Source organism: Halobellus sp. GM3 (assembly GCF_052545375.1).
The window spans coordinates 187256-201352 of record NZ_JBQWLT010000004.1 but is presented as its reverse complement, the minus strand read 5'-3'; the positions used below and the strand labels follow the sequence as shown (position 1 = coordinate 201352).

The window sequence follows — 14097 nt, the reverse complement described above, 5'->3', positions numbered from 1 at the left end:
TGAGCGCCGACGGCGAGGCCTGCTCCCCCGCGCTAGACCGGGCGCTCAGTCGATCAGCCGACGAGCTGCCGCGTCGCGTCGGTGAGTGCGGCGGCCGCGCGATGGACGTCCTCGACGTCGACGTACTCGCGCTCGGCGTGGGCGACGGCCCCCTCGTTGTCGGCGAGGACGCCCGGCCCGAAGACGGCGACCGGGGCGGGCGAGAAGTACGACGCCTCGGTCGCGGCCGTGAACGGGCGCACGGCGCCGGACCCGCCGGCGCGCTCGGCGGCGGCCGCGAGCGTCCGTACGAGCGCGTGGTCCTCGTCGGTGGCGAACGCCTCGAGGAAGGGCGTCTGCCGGTCCGTCAGCGCGAAGTCGACGCCGACGTCGCCGGCGTCGACCGGCGAGGGCGCCCGCGAGACGCTGTCTCTGACGGCCGACTCGAGCTCCGAGCGGAACCCCTCGGCCGTCTCCGGCGGGACGCTCCGGCGGTCGACGACGAGTTCGCAGCGGGCGGGCACCTGATTGGTCGCGTCGCCGCCGGCCACGGTCGTCGGCGTCAGCGAGGCCGGGCCGAGTTGCGGGTGCGCCTCCCGCCCCTCGTCGAAGGTCCGGATCGCCGCGAGCGCGCCTTCGAGGCCGGCGACGGCGTTCACGCCCGTCTCGGGCTCGGCGGCGTGCGCGGCGGTGCCGGTGAGCGTGAGCGTGCCCTGAAAGCGCCCCTTCGCGGCGGGGCAGACGTCCAGCCCGGTCGGCTCGCCGACGACGTACAGGTCCCCGTCCACGTCGAGCGCGGCCGCGCCGGTCGATAGCGCCTCCTCGTCGGGCGTCACCGCGAGCGTCGCGCGGGCGTCCGCTCTCGGTTCGACGGCGAAGAACGCCGCGAGGATGGCCGCGAGCGGTCCCTTCGCGTCGCAGGAGCCGCGGCCGTGGACGCGAGTCGTCTCGCCGTCCCGCTCCTCGCGGTCGAGGGGGACGTGCGGCGACACCGTGTCGATGTGCGTGTTGAAGACGAGATGCGTCTCCGGGTCCGAGTCGGTCCCCCGCGACGCGACGGTGTTGCCCGCGTCGTCGACGCGGACGTCGATGCCGCGAGACTGGATCGTCTCGACCAGGAACTCGCGCATCTCTGCGACGTCCTCGTTCGAGGCGATCGAGACGGCGTCTTCGAGGAAGGTGACGGGATCGAAATCGGTCATCTACGCGGACCGGACGACGATGTCGAGTTCGCCGGCGAACTCCCGTTCGGCGGGTCCGGCGAGCGTCGCGGGGGCGCCGTCGGGGACCGTGATCCGGAGGTCGCCGCCCGGCGGGCTGACAGTCACCGTCTCGTCGCCCGTGACGAGGCCGAGGCGCTTTGCGACCGCCGCGACGGCGACCGCGCCCGTCCCGCAGGAGCGCGTCTCGCCCTCGACGCCGCGCTCGTAGGTCCGTTGGCGGAAATGGGGTGCGGCGTCGTCTCCCCCGGCCGCGTCGGCGTCCGAATCTGCACGCGAGGCGACCGTGACGTTCGCGCCCTCGGGGAAGACGTCCGCGTATCGCACCGCGGGCGCGACGGCTTCGAGGTCCACGTCGTCGACGTCGTCGACGAGCGCGACGGCGTGGGGGACGCCCGTGTTCACCGCGGTCACGGTGAGCCCCTCGACGTCCTCCTCGACGAGGTCGGTATCTCGGGCGAGCGGGACGTCCCGCGGCCGGAAGGAGGGGACGCCCATCTCGATGGTGACGTCGCCGCCGTCGACGACGGCGCGACGCGTCCCCGCGGGCGTGTCGATCATCAGTTCGTCGGCGCCGGTGCGCTCGGCCGCCCACGCGGCGGCGACGCGCGCGCCGTTCCCGCACATCGCGGCGACGGAGCCGTCCGGTTGGACGAGCGTCATCACCACGCGGGGCGGCGAGTAGCGCGCTTCGAGCGCCAGAAAGAGGACGCCGTCGGCGCCCGTCCGCGGGGACCGCTCGTCGGTCACGCCGCTCTCGCGGTCGCAGTGGGCCGTCGCGAACGCCGGTCGGTCGGGGATCGATTCGTCGGCATCGACGACGATGAAGTCGTTGCCGGTGCCGTGGTACTTTTCTACTGCCACGCGGTCGTGCTGTACGCTCATTGTTCCAGTGCGGTCAGGTCAGTCAGGGTCTCTCGCCGCCGTGCGAGACGGATCGTCGTGCCGGATCGGGCGACCTCCGCGGGCCGCGGCCGGGAGTTGTAGGTGCTCGACATCTCGTAGCCGTACGCGCCCGCGTTCCCGACGGCGAGGATGTCCCCCCGTTCGGGCCGCGGGATCGGTCTGTGTTCGCATAGTACGTCCGCGGACTCACATATAGGTCCCGCTACGGTCGCTTCGATCGTCTCGGCGTCGTCGGGGGCCGTGAGGCTCCGAACGTCGTGGTACGCGTCGTACATCGCCGGGCGGGCGAGCGTCGTCATCCCGGCGTCGACGCCGACGACGGTCGCGTCGCGCGCCTCCTTCACGGTGTTGACCCGCGTGAGCAAGACGCCGGCGTCGGCGACGACGTACCGCCCGGGTTCGACGGCGAGTGTCGCGTCGACGCTACCGAGCGCCTCTCGCGTGGCGTCCGCGACGGCCTCGAGGTCCAACGGCGGTTCGTCCGAGCGATACGGAACGCCGAAGCCGCCGCCGACGTCGACGAACTCCAACGCGCCGACGCGGGAATCGACGTCGCGTGCGAGCTCGCCCATCCGACGAACCAGTTCGCGGTGCGCCGAGAGGTCCTCGCCGGAGATGCCGCTGCCGGCGTGGGCGTGGACGCCGACGAGGTCGAATTCGGCGGCCCACGACTCCGCGAGGTCGGGGACGCGTTCGATCGGGATCCCGAACTTCGCGTTCGCCCCCGTGGAGACCTTCTCGTGGTGGCCCGCGCCGACGCCGGGGTTCGCGCGGACGCAGAGCCGGCCGTCGAAACCGCGCTCGCGGAGTCTCTCGACCGTGGCTTCTGCGCCGACCGTGACGGTCAGCCCGGGGTGTTCGCGCCAGCGATCGACGACGAGATCGAGGTCCTCGCCCGGCGGATTGACCGCCGTGTACTGGATTCGATCGCCGGGGAAGCCGGCCCCGAAGGCGCGTTCGACCTCGCCCGCGGAGGCGCACTCAGCGTCGAGGCCGGCCTCGCGGACAGTTCTGAGGACGGGCCGCCCGGTGTGCGCCTTCGCGGCGTAGCGGACGTCTGCGTCCGGGAACGCCGAACGGAGCCGCCCGCAGTTCTCCTCCACCCGGTCGAGATCGACGACGTAGAGCGGGGTTCCGTACTCCTCGGCGAGCGCGACGAGTTCCGCGCCGTCCCACTCGTCGAGGCGGCGGACCGCCGGCCCGCCGTCGCCGTCGTCCCCGCTTCCGCCGTCGACCGCGCTCATTCCCGCAGCGCCTCCTCGCGTCGGGTCTTATCCAGCGTGTCGTCCTCGATGTCGAGGGCGACGACCGCGGGCTTGAACGCGCCGGACTCGAAGAGGTCGTGGTCACCCAGCGAGGACTCGACGTAGCGGGTGAACGCGCGGCGGTCCGACGGCAGGTGGCCGTAGAGCACCTCCTCCTCGACGAGGTCGTACACCGGGATCCGGGGGCTGAGCAGCGTGTTCTCGCCGACGACCGTGTTCTCGCCGACGTGGAAGCCGGAGGTGACGCGGCAGCCCGCGCCGAGGGAGACGCCGTCCTCGACGATCACGGGGGCGTCCTCGACGGGTTCGAGCACGCCGCCGATGAGCGTGTTCGCGCCGAGCTTGACGCCCTCGCCGAGCTGGGCGCAGGAGCCGACGGTGTCGCAGGAGTCGACGAGCGTCCCGTCGCCGACGCGTGCGCCGATGTTGACGAATGACGGCGACATCATGATGCAGTCGGAGCCGAGGTATGCGCCGCGCCGGATGGCGGTCCCGTCCGGCGTGTTCCGCGTGCCGCGGCGGCCGAGGTCGGTCGTCGAGCGCAGCGGCAGCACGTCGTAGTAGGTGACGTCGCCGTAGTCGCGCGCCTCCGTCTCGCGCAGGCTGAAGTTCAGCAGGATGCCGCGCTTGACCCACTCGTTGACGACCCAGCCGTCCGGGCCGCTCCCGCCGACCTGCTCGGCCGCGCGGACCTCGCCCGCTTCGAGCGCGTCGAGGAAGGCGTTGAGCGTCGATCGCGCGCCAGATCCCGCCGTCGCCGCGGAGACCTCGTCGTCCTGATAGCGCTGCCACAGATCGTCGATGTCGGATTCGAGTGTCATCGTTGGTTCGCTCCGCTGTCCGCGCTGTCACCGTCGCCGTCTAAGACTGCGTCGAAATCGTATCGTCCCGGGGGCCGTCCCGCGAGCCAAGTCGCCGCGTCGAGCGCGCCGGCGGCGAAGATCCCCCGCGATCCGGCGCGGTGCGTCAGTTCGAGCACCTCGTCGTTGCCGGCCAAGAGCACCTCGTGCTCGCCGGTGACGTCGCCCGCCCGGCGGGCGTGGACGCCGATTTCGCCGTCCTCGCGCGGTTGTTCGCCGACGCGGCCGTGGACGCGTTCGGCGCCGTCGCCCGCGGCGTCGCCACCGCCCGCTCCGCGCGCGTCGTCGATATCGTCGAGGATTGTGAGCGCCGTCCCGGAGGGCGCGTCCCGCTTGCCGTTGTGGTGCGTCTCGGTCAGTTCGACGTCGTAGCCGGGCAGCGCGGTGACCGCCTCCCGGACCGCGCGGCGAAGCGCCGCGACGCCGCGGGAGAAATTCGACGCGCGCAGGAGCGGGACGCGCTCGGCGACGGCCGCCAGCGCGTCCGTCTGCGCCTCGCTGTAGCCAGTCGTGCCGACGACGACCGCGACGCCGTGCTCGGCGGCGGTTCGCAGGTACTCGACGCTCGCGTCGGGGACGGTGAAGTCGACGAGGACGTCGATGTCGCGTTCCGACAGCGCCGCGCCGAGGCCGTCGTCGTCGACGACCGCGTCCGGAGCCCCGGGAGCGTCGCCCCCCGGCACGGCCGCGGGGTTCCGGCTCGCCGCGAGCACGAACTCGACGTCGTCGCGGGGGGCCGCGGCGGCGAGGAGCTCCCCGCCCATCCGGCCGCTCGCGCCGGTGACAGCGATCGAGAGCCCGCCCATCAGAGCGCCTCCGTCGCTTCCGCTTCCTGCCCCTCCTCGAGCGCCGTGAGGACGCGCTCGAGCGCCGCGCGGTTTTCGGGTTCGATCTCGGTCAGCGGCGAGCGGAGCGCGCCGGAGTTGTGCCCGCGGATCTCCATTGCGGCCTTCACCGGGATGGGGTTGGTCTCGACGAACAGCTGTCGGAACAGCGGCGAGAGCTCGTAGTGCACGTCGCGGGCGCGGTCTAGATCACCTTCCAGCGCGGCGTCGACGAGGTCGACGGTCCGTTCGGGCTCGACGTTGCCCGCGACGGAGATGACGCCGCGGCCGCCGAGCGCACAGATCGGCAGCGTGAGCGCGTCGTCGCCCGAGAGCACCGCGAGGTCCTCGTCACGTGTCCGCTCGATGACCTCGGATATCTGTGCGACGTCGCCGCTGGCAGCCTTATACGCCCGGATGTTCTCGTGGCTCGCGAGCGCCGCGACCGTCTCGGGTTCGACGTTCTGGCCCGTCCGGCTCGGCACGTTGTAGACGATCTGCGGGAGGTCGACCGCGTCGGCGATCGCGAGGAAGTGCTCGCGGAGGCCCGCCTGCTCGGGCTTGTTGTAGTACGGCGAGATGAGAAGCAGGGCGTCGGCGCCGGCGTCAGCGGAGCGCTGCGAGAGTTCGAGCGCCTCGTGCGTCGAGTTCGAGCCGGAGCCGGCGATCACGGGGACGTCGTCGACGGCCTCGACGACCGTCTCGACGACCTCGATGTGTTCGTCGTGGGTCAGCGTCGCGCTCTCGCCGGTCGAGCCGGCGGGGACGAGCCCCGCGACCCCGGCGGCTTCGAGCCGCCGGGCGTCGGCTGCGAGCGTTTCGTGGTCGATGTCGCCATTCTGGTCGAACGGCGTGGTCATCGCGGGGAACACGCCGGTGAAGTCGATCTGTGTCATCGTTGTGGGGTGTAGGGTTCTCTACCGTGTAGGGTGTGTCGGTTCGATCGATCGTCGTCGGTCGAACCTCAGTGGTCGGTCTGAACGTCGGTGCGCGTCCGGTCGGGGGGTCGCCAGAGACGGGGACGCCACTCCCGCCTCGAGCGTCAGGGCGCGCGTTTTTTACCGCCGAAAAGAGGGCCACGCGTCGCTGTCCGACGAGGAGCGACCGTCAACGTCGGCGTGGCGCGGATCACACGGAGTGATGGGCGCTCCTGAATAATATACGTTTCGTCGTTGGTTCCCGGTCGCCGAACGGAGGCGCTGTGCGCCCCGCGGCGAACGCCGGCCGACAGGACCGGACATTCATGTAGGATGCCGTCCCCAGAGACAGTATGACCGAGATCCACCCGAGTCAGCGCGTCGCGGTCCTCGCCGACGCGCAGAACCTCTATCACACCGCCCAGAGCGTCTACTCGCGGAACATCGACTACTCGTCGCTCCTCGAAAAGGCCGTCGCGGGGCGCGCGCTCACGCGGGCGATCGCCTACGTCGTCCGCGCGGACTCGCCGGAGGAGGAGAGCTTCTTCGACGCGCTCGTCGACATCGGCTTCGAGCCGAAGATCAAGGAGATCAAGACGTTCGGCGACGGGTCGAAGAAGGCCGACTGGGACGTGGGGATGAGCCTCGACGCCGTCACGCTCGCGAACCACGTCGACACGGTCGTGCTGTGTACGGGCGACGGCGACTTCTCGCGGTTGTGCTCGCACCTCCGCCACGAGGGGGTCCGCGTCGAAGTAATGGCCTTCGAGGAGTCGACCGCCGAGGAGCTGGTCGAGGCCGCCGACGCCTTCCTCGACCTCTCCGAGCGGGAGGACACGTTCCTGCTGTAGTGCGAGCGAACGCCACCGTCTGCGCCCGTCGACCGTAGACCCGGGTGACGGACGACTGCGGAGGTCCGAGAGGAGAGAGACCGATCAGGCCGCCCGACCGTCGGCCCCGCTCGAACGGACGAGAGCGAGGCCGGCCCCGCAGACGGCAGTCGCGGCGACGGTGACGGCGAGCGGGTCGCTGACGCCCGCCTCGAAGAGCAGGCCGCTGCTCGCGAGCAGGAGTACCGCCCCGAGGGCGACCAACCGCGCGTTGACTGGCATACTCGCTTCCGAGTCGCCGCTAGTATATATGAATTGTCGAGTCGCTCGGCCGTGGGAACGGCTCGCAGGCGTCGAACCGCGGGTGTCTTGACGCCCGGCCCGGTACGGGAGCGTATGAGTGACGCGGAGCGCGAGGAGACCCTCGCGGAGCTACGGACCGTCGCCGACTACCAGTTCGGTGCGGGCGCCGGCGAGGCGCTGTTTCCGAGCGGAGGCGGCGACGCGGCGCGGAGCGGAGAACCCGGAGACGGCGGCAGCGATGACGGCGACAGCGGCGACAGCGGAGGCGATGACGCCGGTTCGGAGGCGCTGACGATCCACCGCTCGACCGGCGGTCGGCCGCGGCAGATCGTCGCCGCCGAGGGTCGGTTGGTGTCGTACGGGACCGACGGCCGCTTCACGCTGGGCGTCGCCGGCGGTCGTCGACTCATCGGAGCGCTCGAGGCGCCCGCGTACCGCGTCGTCGTCGGCGAGGAGAGCGAGCCGTTCGTCCGGGACGGCAAGAACGCGTTCGCGAAGTTCGTCCGCGAGGCCGACCCCGCGATCAGGCCGGGCGACGAGGTCGCCGTCGTCCGCGGCGACGACACGCTTCTCGCGGTCGGGCGCGCCGAGCTATCGGCCGAGGCGATGGCGGACTTCGAGACCGGGATGGCCGTCCACGTCCGCGACGGGGCGGGACCGGCCGGCGGCGACTGCGACGCGTAGCCGGGATCAGAGGCCGACGGCCGTGAGCACCGGAATCCCGCTGGCGAGGGCGCCGACGAGGTAGCCGCCGATCGCCCCGCCGTTCAAGAGCGGGAGACCGGCGTGGGCGCGCCCCTTCAGGACCATCCATAGGAGCGCGAACAGGCCGGCGAACGTCCCGACCATCGCCGTCAGCGCCGGGAGGTTCAACGCCGGCAGCCAGGAGACGCCGAGCGACGGCGCGGCGGCCGGCGGGAGGAAGAAGGCCGCGCTCGCGACCAGCACCGTGGGGATCACGGCGTCGCCGAGGCCGATGAAGAACGCGTCGCGGACGTCGTCTTCGTCGCCGTCGTCGTCTTCGTCGCCTCCCGCAGGTGCGTCCGACGACGACTCGTCCGACCGGTCCAGCGCCTCGGCGGTCGCGTCCCGGAGCGAGTACGAGAGCGTCGTCGGGACGACGAGGACGACCGGGAGCTTCAGGTCCATCACGCCGGCGGCGAGATCGAGCATGTGTTCGGTCCCGTAGACGCTGATGGCGTCGTAGACGGCCAGCACGGTCAGAAGCAGGACCGCGGGGAGCAGTCCGAAGCTGATCCCGAAGAGCGCCGCGGCGCCCGCGCCCATCAGCACCCCCGCGGTGTCGATGACGTACCACTCGGGGTGGACGACGAGGAGCGCCGCGAGCGCGATCGACGCGCCGATCGCCGGCAGCGGCGGGAGTAACACCGAGAAGACGTACCACGCGAGCGACGCCGTCGCGACGACGACGAACGCGCGGACCACCCAGTCGAGATCGAATTTGAACGCCGCGAGCATCAGCGCCGTCGCGACGAGGATCGCGCCGATGTACACGAGACTGTTCGTCGGGTCCGTGGGGTCCTCGACGGTCTGATAGCCCTGCTCGTAGAACGTCGGTACGAGCGCGAGCGCGCCGAGTTGCACCAAGAGGAACAGCAGGGCGGCGAACCCGACGCCGGCGGCGACGCGTCTTCGCATACCGCGTGGGTTGCGTGCGGCCCACTATGGGGGTTGTGTTTCGGATCGTCGAGAACAGGGCAGTCGTGTGGGTGCCAGCGGCGCGCTTCGCGTCGGCAGATCCTCGACCAACGGGCGTAGGGCCGATCCAGCGAGCGTAGAGCTGGTCAGCGAGCGTAGAGCCGTTGTCCAACGAGCGACGTGGTCCGAACGCCGTCGGCGGGCGTGACGGCCACGTAGGGGCGGGAGACGGGACCGAACACGTCGACGACGCGGCCGACCGTCGAGAGCGACTCGTCGACGGCCTCCGCGCCGATCCCGGGGTGGTCGGCGTCGTCACAGCGGACGACGAGGAGGTTCTGCGCCGTCCGAGAGACGGTTCCGAGGCGCTGCATCGTCAGCCCCGGAGGATGCCGACGTAGGCGGCGACCGCCTGGACGAGGTCGTTCTTCGTCGAATCGTCCGCGCCCTTCACGAGGACGCGCCCGCGGGCCTCCCACTCGCGGGGGTGCGTCACGTCGCGCTCGATGACCGCGTCGTAGCCGATCTGCTGGACGGCCTGTGCGATCTCGTCGACCGTCGGGTCCTCGACGGCGTCGTCTCCGGGGACCCGTCGACCGTCGCCGCGGGCGACGGTCGCATCGAGATAGCGCGGCCAGATGACGTTCTCGACAGCCATAGTCGAACGACCGCGACCCGCCCGTAATACGGTTGTGGTCCGGGTCGGGGGCGGCGCGCCGGACCCGCCGGTCCTTCGGGGACGGCGCGCGCGACGGGGCCCGACTGCCCGGCCGGCTCACGCCCGCGCGGTCTGCCCGCCGCGGGACCCGTGGGACTTTATCCGCGGGCCACCCACCACCGCGTATGAATCCCGACCTCTCTCGACTCGACGAGTACCTCGAAACCGAGGGGTACGACGGCTATCTCGTCGACGCCGACGGCACGGACTCGACGCAGCGGTACCTCTCGGGCTTCGACGCGCCCGACCCGTTCGCGACCGTCCACACGCCCGAGACGACCGCGGTCCTCGTCTCGACGCTGGAGTACGGGCGCGCGAAGAAGGAGAGCCGCGCCGACGAGGTGGCCCGCCTCGCCGACTACGACTACCGCGACCGGCTCGCCGAACACGGGGCGAGCGAGGGGCACGCGCGCGTGGTCGCCGCGTGGCTCGGCGACCTCGACGTCGACCGCGTCGCGACGCCGGAGCGCTTCCCGCTCGGCCCGGCGGACGCGCTCCGAGACCGGGACATCGTGGTCGCCCCCGAGCGCGAGAACGTCGTCACCGAGATCCGGTCGCGGAAGACCGCCGAGGAGATCGATCACGTCCGCGCGGCCCAAGCGGCCAACGAAACGGCGATGGAGGCCGCCGAGACGCTCCTCCGGGAGGCGGACGTCGTCGGCGGGGGAGGCGAGAGACGCCTGCGCTACCGCGGCGAGACGCTGACGAGCGAGCGCCTCAGAGAGGAGATCGAGGTGACGCTGCTCCGTCAGGGCTGCGCCCTCGACGAGACGATCGTCGCCTGCGGGGCCGACGCGGCCGACCCGCACGACCGCGGGAGCGGCCCGATCAGGGCCGGCGAGACCGTCATCGTCGACATCTTCCCGCGCTCGAAGGAGACGAAGTACCACGCCGATATGACGCGGACGTTCGTGAAGGGCGAGCCGAGCGAGACCGTCCGCGAGTGGTTCGATCTGACCCGCGAGGCCCTCGACGCCGCGATCGACGCCATCGAACCGGGCGTGACCGGCGCGGACGTCCACGACGTCGTCTGCGACATCTACGAGGGCGCCGGGGTGCCGACGCTCCGCGCGGACCCGAAGGCCGAAACGGGGTTCATCCACTCGACCGGCCACGGCGTCGGCCTCGACGTCCACGAACTGCCCCGACTCTCGCCCGACGGCGGCGAGCTGCGCCCGGGACACGTCGTCACGGTCGAACCCGGCGTCTACGACCCGGCGGTCGGCGGCATCCGACTCGAGGACCTCATCGTCGTCACCGACGACGGCTGTGAGGATCTGACCGACTACCCGATCGAACTGACAGTGTGACTGTCGGACGAACCGGTCGGTGAGAACCGATCAACTCGAGGACTCGCCGGCGCTCGTCGACCCGTTCGAGCGCCCCTTCGCGTCGCGGTACGCCTCGAGGAGCGCTTCGAGCGCCTGGCCGGTCGACGGCGTGAGGACGCCCGCGGCCTGCCGGACGACCCGCCCGTCTTCGAGCAGGAACGCGTAGATCGTCTCCTCGCCGAGGACCCCGAGTCGGCGGCGGAACGCCTGCTTGTCGACCGAGAGCACGATCGTGTTCTCGTGGACGTGCTGGCGGGCGTTCGTCGGGGACATCCCGCCGACGGTCGACGGCGGAAGCATCCCGTGTCGGCTCCCGACGGCGACGAGTTCGTAGTACGCGAAGTGCTCGAACCGGTCACACAGCTCGGAGGCGAACTGCCGCCAGGAGGTGACGAGCGAGCGTTGTCGCTGATGAAAGCTGAGAACCAGAAGCGTCTGCTCGCCGTCGAGGTCAGCGGGGAGCGTCAGCTGACGGCCGGCCGTGTCCCTCCCGGTGACCGTGGGGAACTTCATCGGTGGATCGTAGCGTCTTTCACGTATTGTTCTATGCCGGATACGCAGGTGGCGGCCCGGGTAGGAACCGATTACCGTTCAGTACGGAGACGATACCGCTCTCGCCGTTGATCGACCGGTCGCTCTCACGTTGCTGCAAATACTCTCCCCCTTCTTAGGGTGGTTCACGAGAACTCGGTTAAACGTACCTCTCACAGTATCATATTCGATAACAGGGTGGCCGTTCGCGGCGACTCCCCGCAGCGGGGGCCACCGAACCCCTTTTGACGGCGGCGGCGCGTAGTCGGCGGCGATGGAGATACTCGTAGTCGGGGCCGGCGCGATGGGGCGCTGGGCCGGCGAGACGCTCGCGGCGATGTGCAGCGTCGCGTTCGCGGACCGCGACCCGTCCGCGGCGGAGGCGGCAGCGGACGCGGTCGGGGGGCGCGCCGTCGCGCTGGAGACGACGGAGACGTTCGACGCGGTCTGTCTGGCCGTTCCGATCAGCGCCGTCGGAGACGCCGTCGACGCGCACGCCGAACGGGCCTCCCGGGCGATGTTCGACGTCACCGGCGTGATGGCAGAGCCGGTCGAGGCGATGCGCGAGCGGCTCCCGGACCGCGAGCGCGCGAGTCTGCACCCGCTCTTCGCCCCGGAGAACGCGCCCGGGAACGTCGCCGTCGTCGTCGACGCGTCGGGGCCGGTGACAGCGCGCGTCCGCGAGGCGATCGCCGACGCCGGAAACCGCGTCTTCGAGACGGATCCCGGCGAGCACGACGCCGCCATGGAGACGGTACAGGCGGGCGCGCACACGGCGATTCTCGCGTACGCGCTGGCGGCCCGAGACGTCCGCGAGGAGTTCGCCACACCGGTCTCGCAGGCGCTCTCGGACCTCGTCGACACCGTGACCGATGGGACGCCGCGGGTGTACCGGGAGATTCAGGAGTCCTTCGAGGGGGCCGACGCCGTCGCCGACGCCGCGCGGCGCGTGGCCGACGCCGACGGCGACACCTTCGATCGGCTGTACCACGAGGCCGGGCGCGAGCGGCGGAACCGCCGGGAATCCGAAGACCGCGAGGGGGACACAGACCGACGAGAGTCCGAGGACCGGTCGGCCTCCGGAGGCGATCGGGGGGCCGGAAGGTGATCGATCGGGCGGCCGTCCGCGCCAACGCGAAGTACCTCCGCAACGTGCGGCCGATCGATCCCGAGGAGATCCACGAGTACATCGAGGGGACGCCGCATCCGGGAGTCGTCCGCGAGGTCCTCCGCGAGGAGGCGTTCGACCTCGGCCTCAGAGAGCGCGCGGACGGGACGTTCGTCCCGGCGAGCGACGACCCCGTCGCGCCGCCGGGATGGGCTCCCGAGTCGTTCCCGGAGGCGTACGCGTTCGCCCTCGAGGACCTCCTCGTCGAGCGATGGGGGGCGAACTGGCACCGCGGCGAGAGCGGGGATCGACTCCGCGGAGCGATCAGGCGACTCAAGGAGGACTACTACCGCGGGAACCCCGTCGAGTACGACGAGGTGGCCGCGCTGGGCTATGCGATCTACCACCTCCCGGACTACTACGCGGCGGTGGGCTACGTCCTCGACGACCTCGCAGCGCGCGGTCGACTGCCCCGGACCCTGCGCGTCCTCGACGTCGGCGCGGGCGCCGGGGGACCGGCGCTCGGCCTGTACGAGTATCTCCCCGACGACGCGGTCGTCGACTACCACGCGATCGAGCCCTCCGCGTCGGCCGACGTCCTCGAACGGATGCTCGCGGAGACGGACCGGAACTTCCGAGCGACGATCCACCGCGAGACCGCCGAGGCGTTCGATCCCGACTCGATCGTCAGCGGGGGCGGGGCGGAGAACGATGTCGAAACGCCGAGCGGCGGCGAGACGGGGAGCGACGGTCGGTCCGGCGGGATCGACCTCGTCCTCTTCGCCAACGTGTTGAGCGAACTCGACGACCCCGAGTCGGTGGCGGCCCGATACCTCGAATCGGTCGACGACGGCGGCTCCTTCGTCGCGCTCGCGCCCGCGGACCGCAACACGAGTATCGGGCTCCGCCGCGTCGAGCGGGCGCTCGCGCCGCCGGAGTCGGACGTGTCCGTCTACGCGCCGACGCTCCGCCTGTGGTCCGGCGAGGCGCCCTCGGACCGCGGCTGGTCGTTCGAGCGGCGACGGGACGTCGCCGCGCCGTCGTCCCAGCGGCGGCTCGACGAGTCGGGGGCGGCGGATCCCGGGCCCGCGTCCGGCGGCGACGCGGACAGCGGTCGGACGCCCGGTAGCGACGCGGGGAGCGGACGGACGCCGGGCGACGGCACCTTCAGAAACGAGACGGTGCAGTTCTCCTACGCGATCCTCAGACCCGACGGCGCGCGCCGCGCTGACGTCTGTGCGGACCCCGACCGCCACGCGAAGATGGCCGAGATGGAGCGGCACGTCACGAACCGGATCGACCTCCTCGCCGTGAAGCTGAGCCGCGACCTGACCGACGGCGCCGACGCGAACCCCCTGTTCAAAATCGGTGACGGGAGCGAGGCGGTCGAGCACTACGCCGTCTCGACCGCGCGGGATCCGCTGAACGAGGACCTGCTCGCGGCCGACTACGGCGGCGTGCTGGCGTTCGAGAACGTGCTCGCGCTCTGGAACGGCGACGAAGGCGCGTACAACCTCGTCGTCGACGACGAGACGCTCGTCGAGTTCGTCGCGTAGCGGCGGGGCGTCGGCCGCGCGTCGGCAACCCGTCGGCACCCCAGCGGCGGCGAGCGGTATACATTTCCGCCGTCCGATGCAGGATCGGGT

General features: G+C 71.4%; 16 protein-coding genes. 5 read left to right on the top strand and 11 right to left on the bottom strand.

The features are described from left to right. Positions 1 to 53: 53 nt before the first annotated feature. Genes ACT3HL_RS08405 through dapA form a run of 6 tightly spaced genes read right to left on the bottom strand, consistent with a single transcriptional unit; the run spans position 54 to position 5950 of the window. Positions 54 to 1181, bottom strand: a complete 1128-nt coding sequence (locus ACT3HL_RS08405; RefSeq protein WP_445086377.1) for a M20/M25/M40 family metallo-hydrolase — start codon at positions 1179 to 1181, stop codon at positions 54 to 56. Continuing rightward, positions 1182 to 2084 carry a diaminopimelate epimerase gene (gene dapF / locus ACT3HL_RS08400; RefSeq protein WP_445086376.1) on the bottom strand — a complete coding sequence of 301 codons (903 nt, stop codon included), beginning with the start codon at positions 2082 to 2084 and terminating at the stop codon, positions 1182 to 1184. It lies immediately after the preceding gene. Next, positions 2081 to 3349, bottom strand: a complete 1269-nt coding sequence (lysA, locus tag ACT3HL_RS08395; RefSeq protein ID WP_445086375.1) for a diaminopimelate decarboxylase — start codon at positions 3347 to 3349, stop codon at positions 2081 to 2083. Before lysA ends, dapF begins: the two co-directional genes overlap by 4 nt. After that, complete coding sequence (locus ACT3HL_RS08390) at positions 3346 to 4191, bottom strand: 2,3,4,5-tetrahydropyridine-2,6-dicarboxylate N-succinyltransferase (RefSeq protein WP_445086374.1); 846 nt, start codon at positions 4189 to 4191, stop codon at positions 3346 to 3348. Before ACT3HL_RS08390 ends, lysA begins: the two co-directional genes overlap by 4 nt. After that, positions 4188 to 5036 carry a 4-hydroxy-tetrahydrodipicolinate reductase gene (gene dapB / locus ACT3HL_RS08385; RefSeq protein WP_445086373.1) on the bottom strand — a complete coding sequence of 283 codons (849 nt, stop codon included), beginning with the start codon at positions 5034 to 5036 and terminating at the stop codon, positions 4188 to 4190. Before dapB ends, ACT3HL_RS08390 begins: the two co-directional genes overlap by 4 nt. After that, positions 5036 to 5950: a 4-hydroxy-tetrahydrodipicolinate synthase gene (gene dapA, locus ACT3HL_RS08380; RefSeq protein WP_445086372.1), complete on the bottom strand. Its 915-nt coding sequence runs from the start codon at positions 5948 to 5950 to the stop codon at positions 5036 to 5038. The genes dapB and dapA overlap by 1 nt, the downstream gene beginning before the upstream one ends. 374 nt (positions 5951 to 6324) lie before the next feature. Here dapA and ACT3HL_RS08375 point away from each other — a divergent pair, with 374 nt between their 5' ends. Then, positions 6325 to 6822 carry an NYN domain-containing protein gene (locus ACT3HL_RS08375; protein ID WP_445086371.1) on the top strand — a complete coding sequence of 166 codons (498 nt, stop codon included), beginning with the start codon at positions 6325 to 6327 and terminating at the stop codon, positions 6820 to 6822. Between the two features lie 84 nt (positions 6823 to 6906). Here ACT3HL_RS08375 and ACT3HL_RS08370 read toward each other — a convergent pair whose 3' ends face one another. Next, positions 6907 to 7083, bottom strand: coding sequence for a hypothetical protein (locus ACT3HL_RS08370; RefSeq protein ID WP_445086370.1), 177 nt, complete (start codon positions 7081 to 7083; stop codon positions 6907 to 6909). A gap of 114 nt (positions 7084 to 7197) precedes the next feature. On the opposite strand from ACT3HL_RS08370, the gene ACT3HL_RS08365 reads away from it, so the two are divergent. Beyond that, positions 7198 to 7788, top strand: coding sequence for a PUA domain-containing protein (locus ACT3HL_RS08365; protein WP_445086369.1), 591 nt, complete (start codon positions 7198 to 7200; stop codon positions 7786 to 7788). Between the two features lie 6 nt (positions 7789 to 7794). Here ACT3HL_RS08365 and ACT3HL_RS08360 read toward each other — a convergent pair whose 3' ends face one another. The 3 genes from ACT3HL_RS08360 to srp19 all read right to left on the bottom strand — a co-directional run bounded on the left by ACT3HL_RS08360 (position 7795) and on the right by srp19 (position 9421). Further along, positions 7795 to 8763 carry a presenilin family intramembrane aspartyl protease PSH gene (locus ACT3HL_RS08360; protein WP_445086368.1) on the bottom strand — a complete coding sequence of 323 codons (969 nt, stop codon included), beginning with the start codon at positions 8761 to 8763 and terminating at the stop codon, positions 7795 to 7797. A gap of 146 nt (positions 8764 to 8909) precedes the next feature. Then, entirely contained in the window at positions 8910 to 9137 is a 228-nt protein-coding gene (locus tag ACT3HL_RS08355) for an H/ACA ribonucleoprotein complex subunit GAR1 (protein ID WP_445086367.1), read from the bottom strand. Positions 9138 to 9139: 2 nt separating this feature from the next. Then, entirely contained in the window at positions 9140 to 9421 is a 282-nt protein-coding gene (gene srp19, locus ACT3HL_RS08350; RefSeq protein ID WP_445086366.1) for a signal recognition particle subunit SRP19, read from the bottom strand. Positions 9422 to 9606: 185 nt separating this feature from the next. Between srp19 and ACT3HL_RS08345 the strand changes: the two genes are divergently transcribed. Then, positions 9607 to 10791 carry a M24 family metallopeptidase gene (locus ACT3HL_RS08345; RefSeq protein WP_445086365.1) on the top strand — a complete coding sequence of 395 codons (1185 nt, stop codon included), beginning with the start codon at positions 9607 to 9609 and terminating at the stop codon, positions 10789 to 10791. Positions 10792 to 10821: 30 nt separating this feature from the next. Here the strand turns inward: ACT3HL_RS08345 and ACT3HL_RS08340 are convergent, their stop codons facing one another. Continuing rightward, positions 10822 to 11325: a hypothetical protein gene (locus ACT3HL_RS08340; protein WP_445086364.1), complete on the bottom strand. Its 504-nt coding sequence runs from the start codon at positions 11323 to 11325 to the stop codon at positions 10822 to 10824. Between the two features lie 292 nt (positions 11326 to 11617). Here ACT3HL_RS08340 and ACT3HL_RS08335 point away from each other — a divergent pair, with 292 nt between their 5' ends. Together ACT3HL_RS08335 and ACT3HL_RS08330 are read left to right on the top strand one after the other, a co-directional pair. Beyond that, positions 11618 to 12451: a prephenate dehydrogenase/arogenate dehydrogenase family protein gene (locus tag ACT3HL_RS08335; RefSeq protein ID WP_445086363.1), complete on the top strand. Its 834-nt coding sequence runs from the start codon at positions 11618 to 11620 to the stop codon at positions 12449 to 12451. Beyond that, entirely contained in the window at positions 12448 to 14007 is a 1560-nt protein-coding gene (locus ACT3HL_RS08330) for a small ribosomal subunit Rsm22 family protein (protein ID WP_445086362.1), read from the top strand. Before ACT3HL_RS08335 ends, ACT3HL_RS08330 begins: the two co-directional genes overlap by 4 nt. Positions 14008 to 14097: the final 90 nt, after the last annotated feature.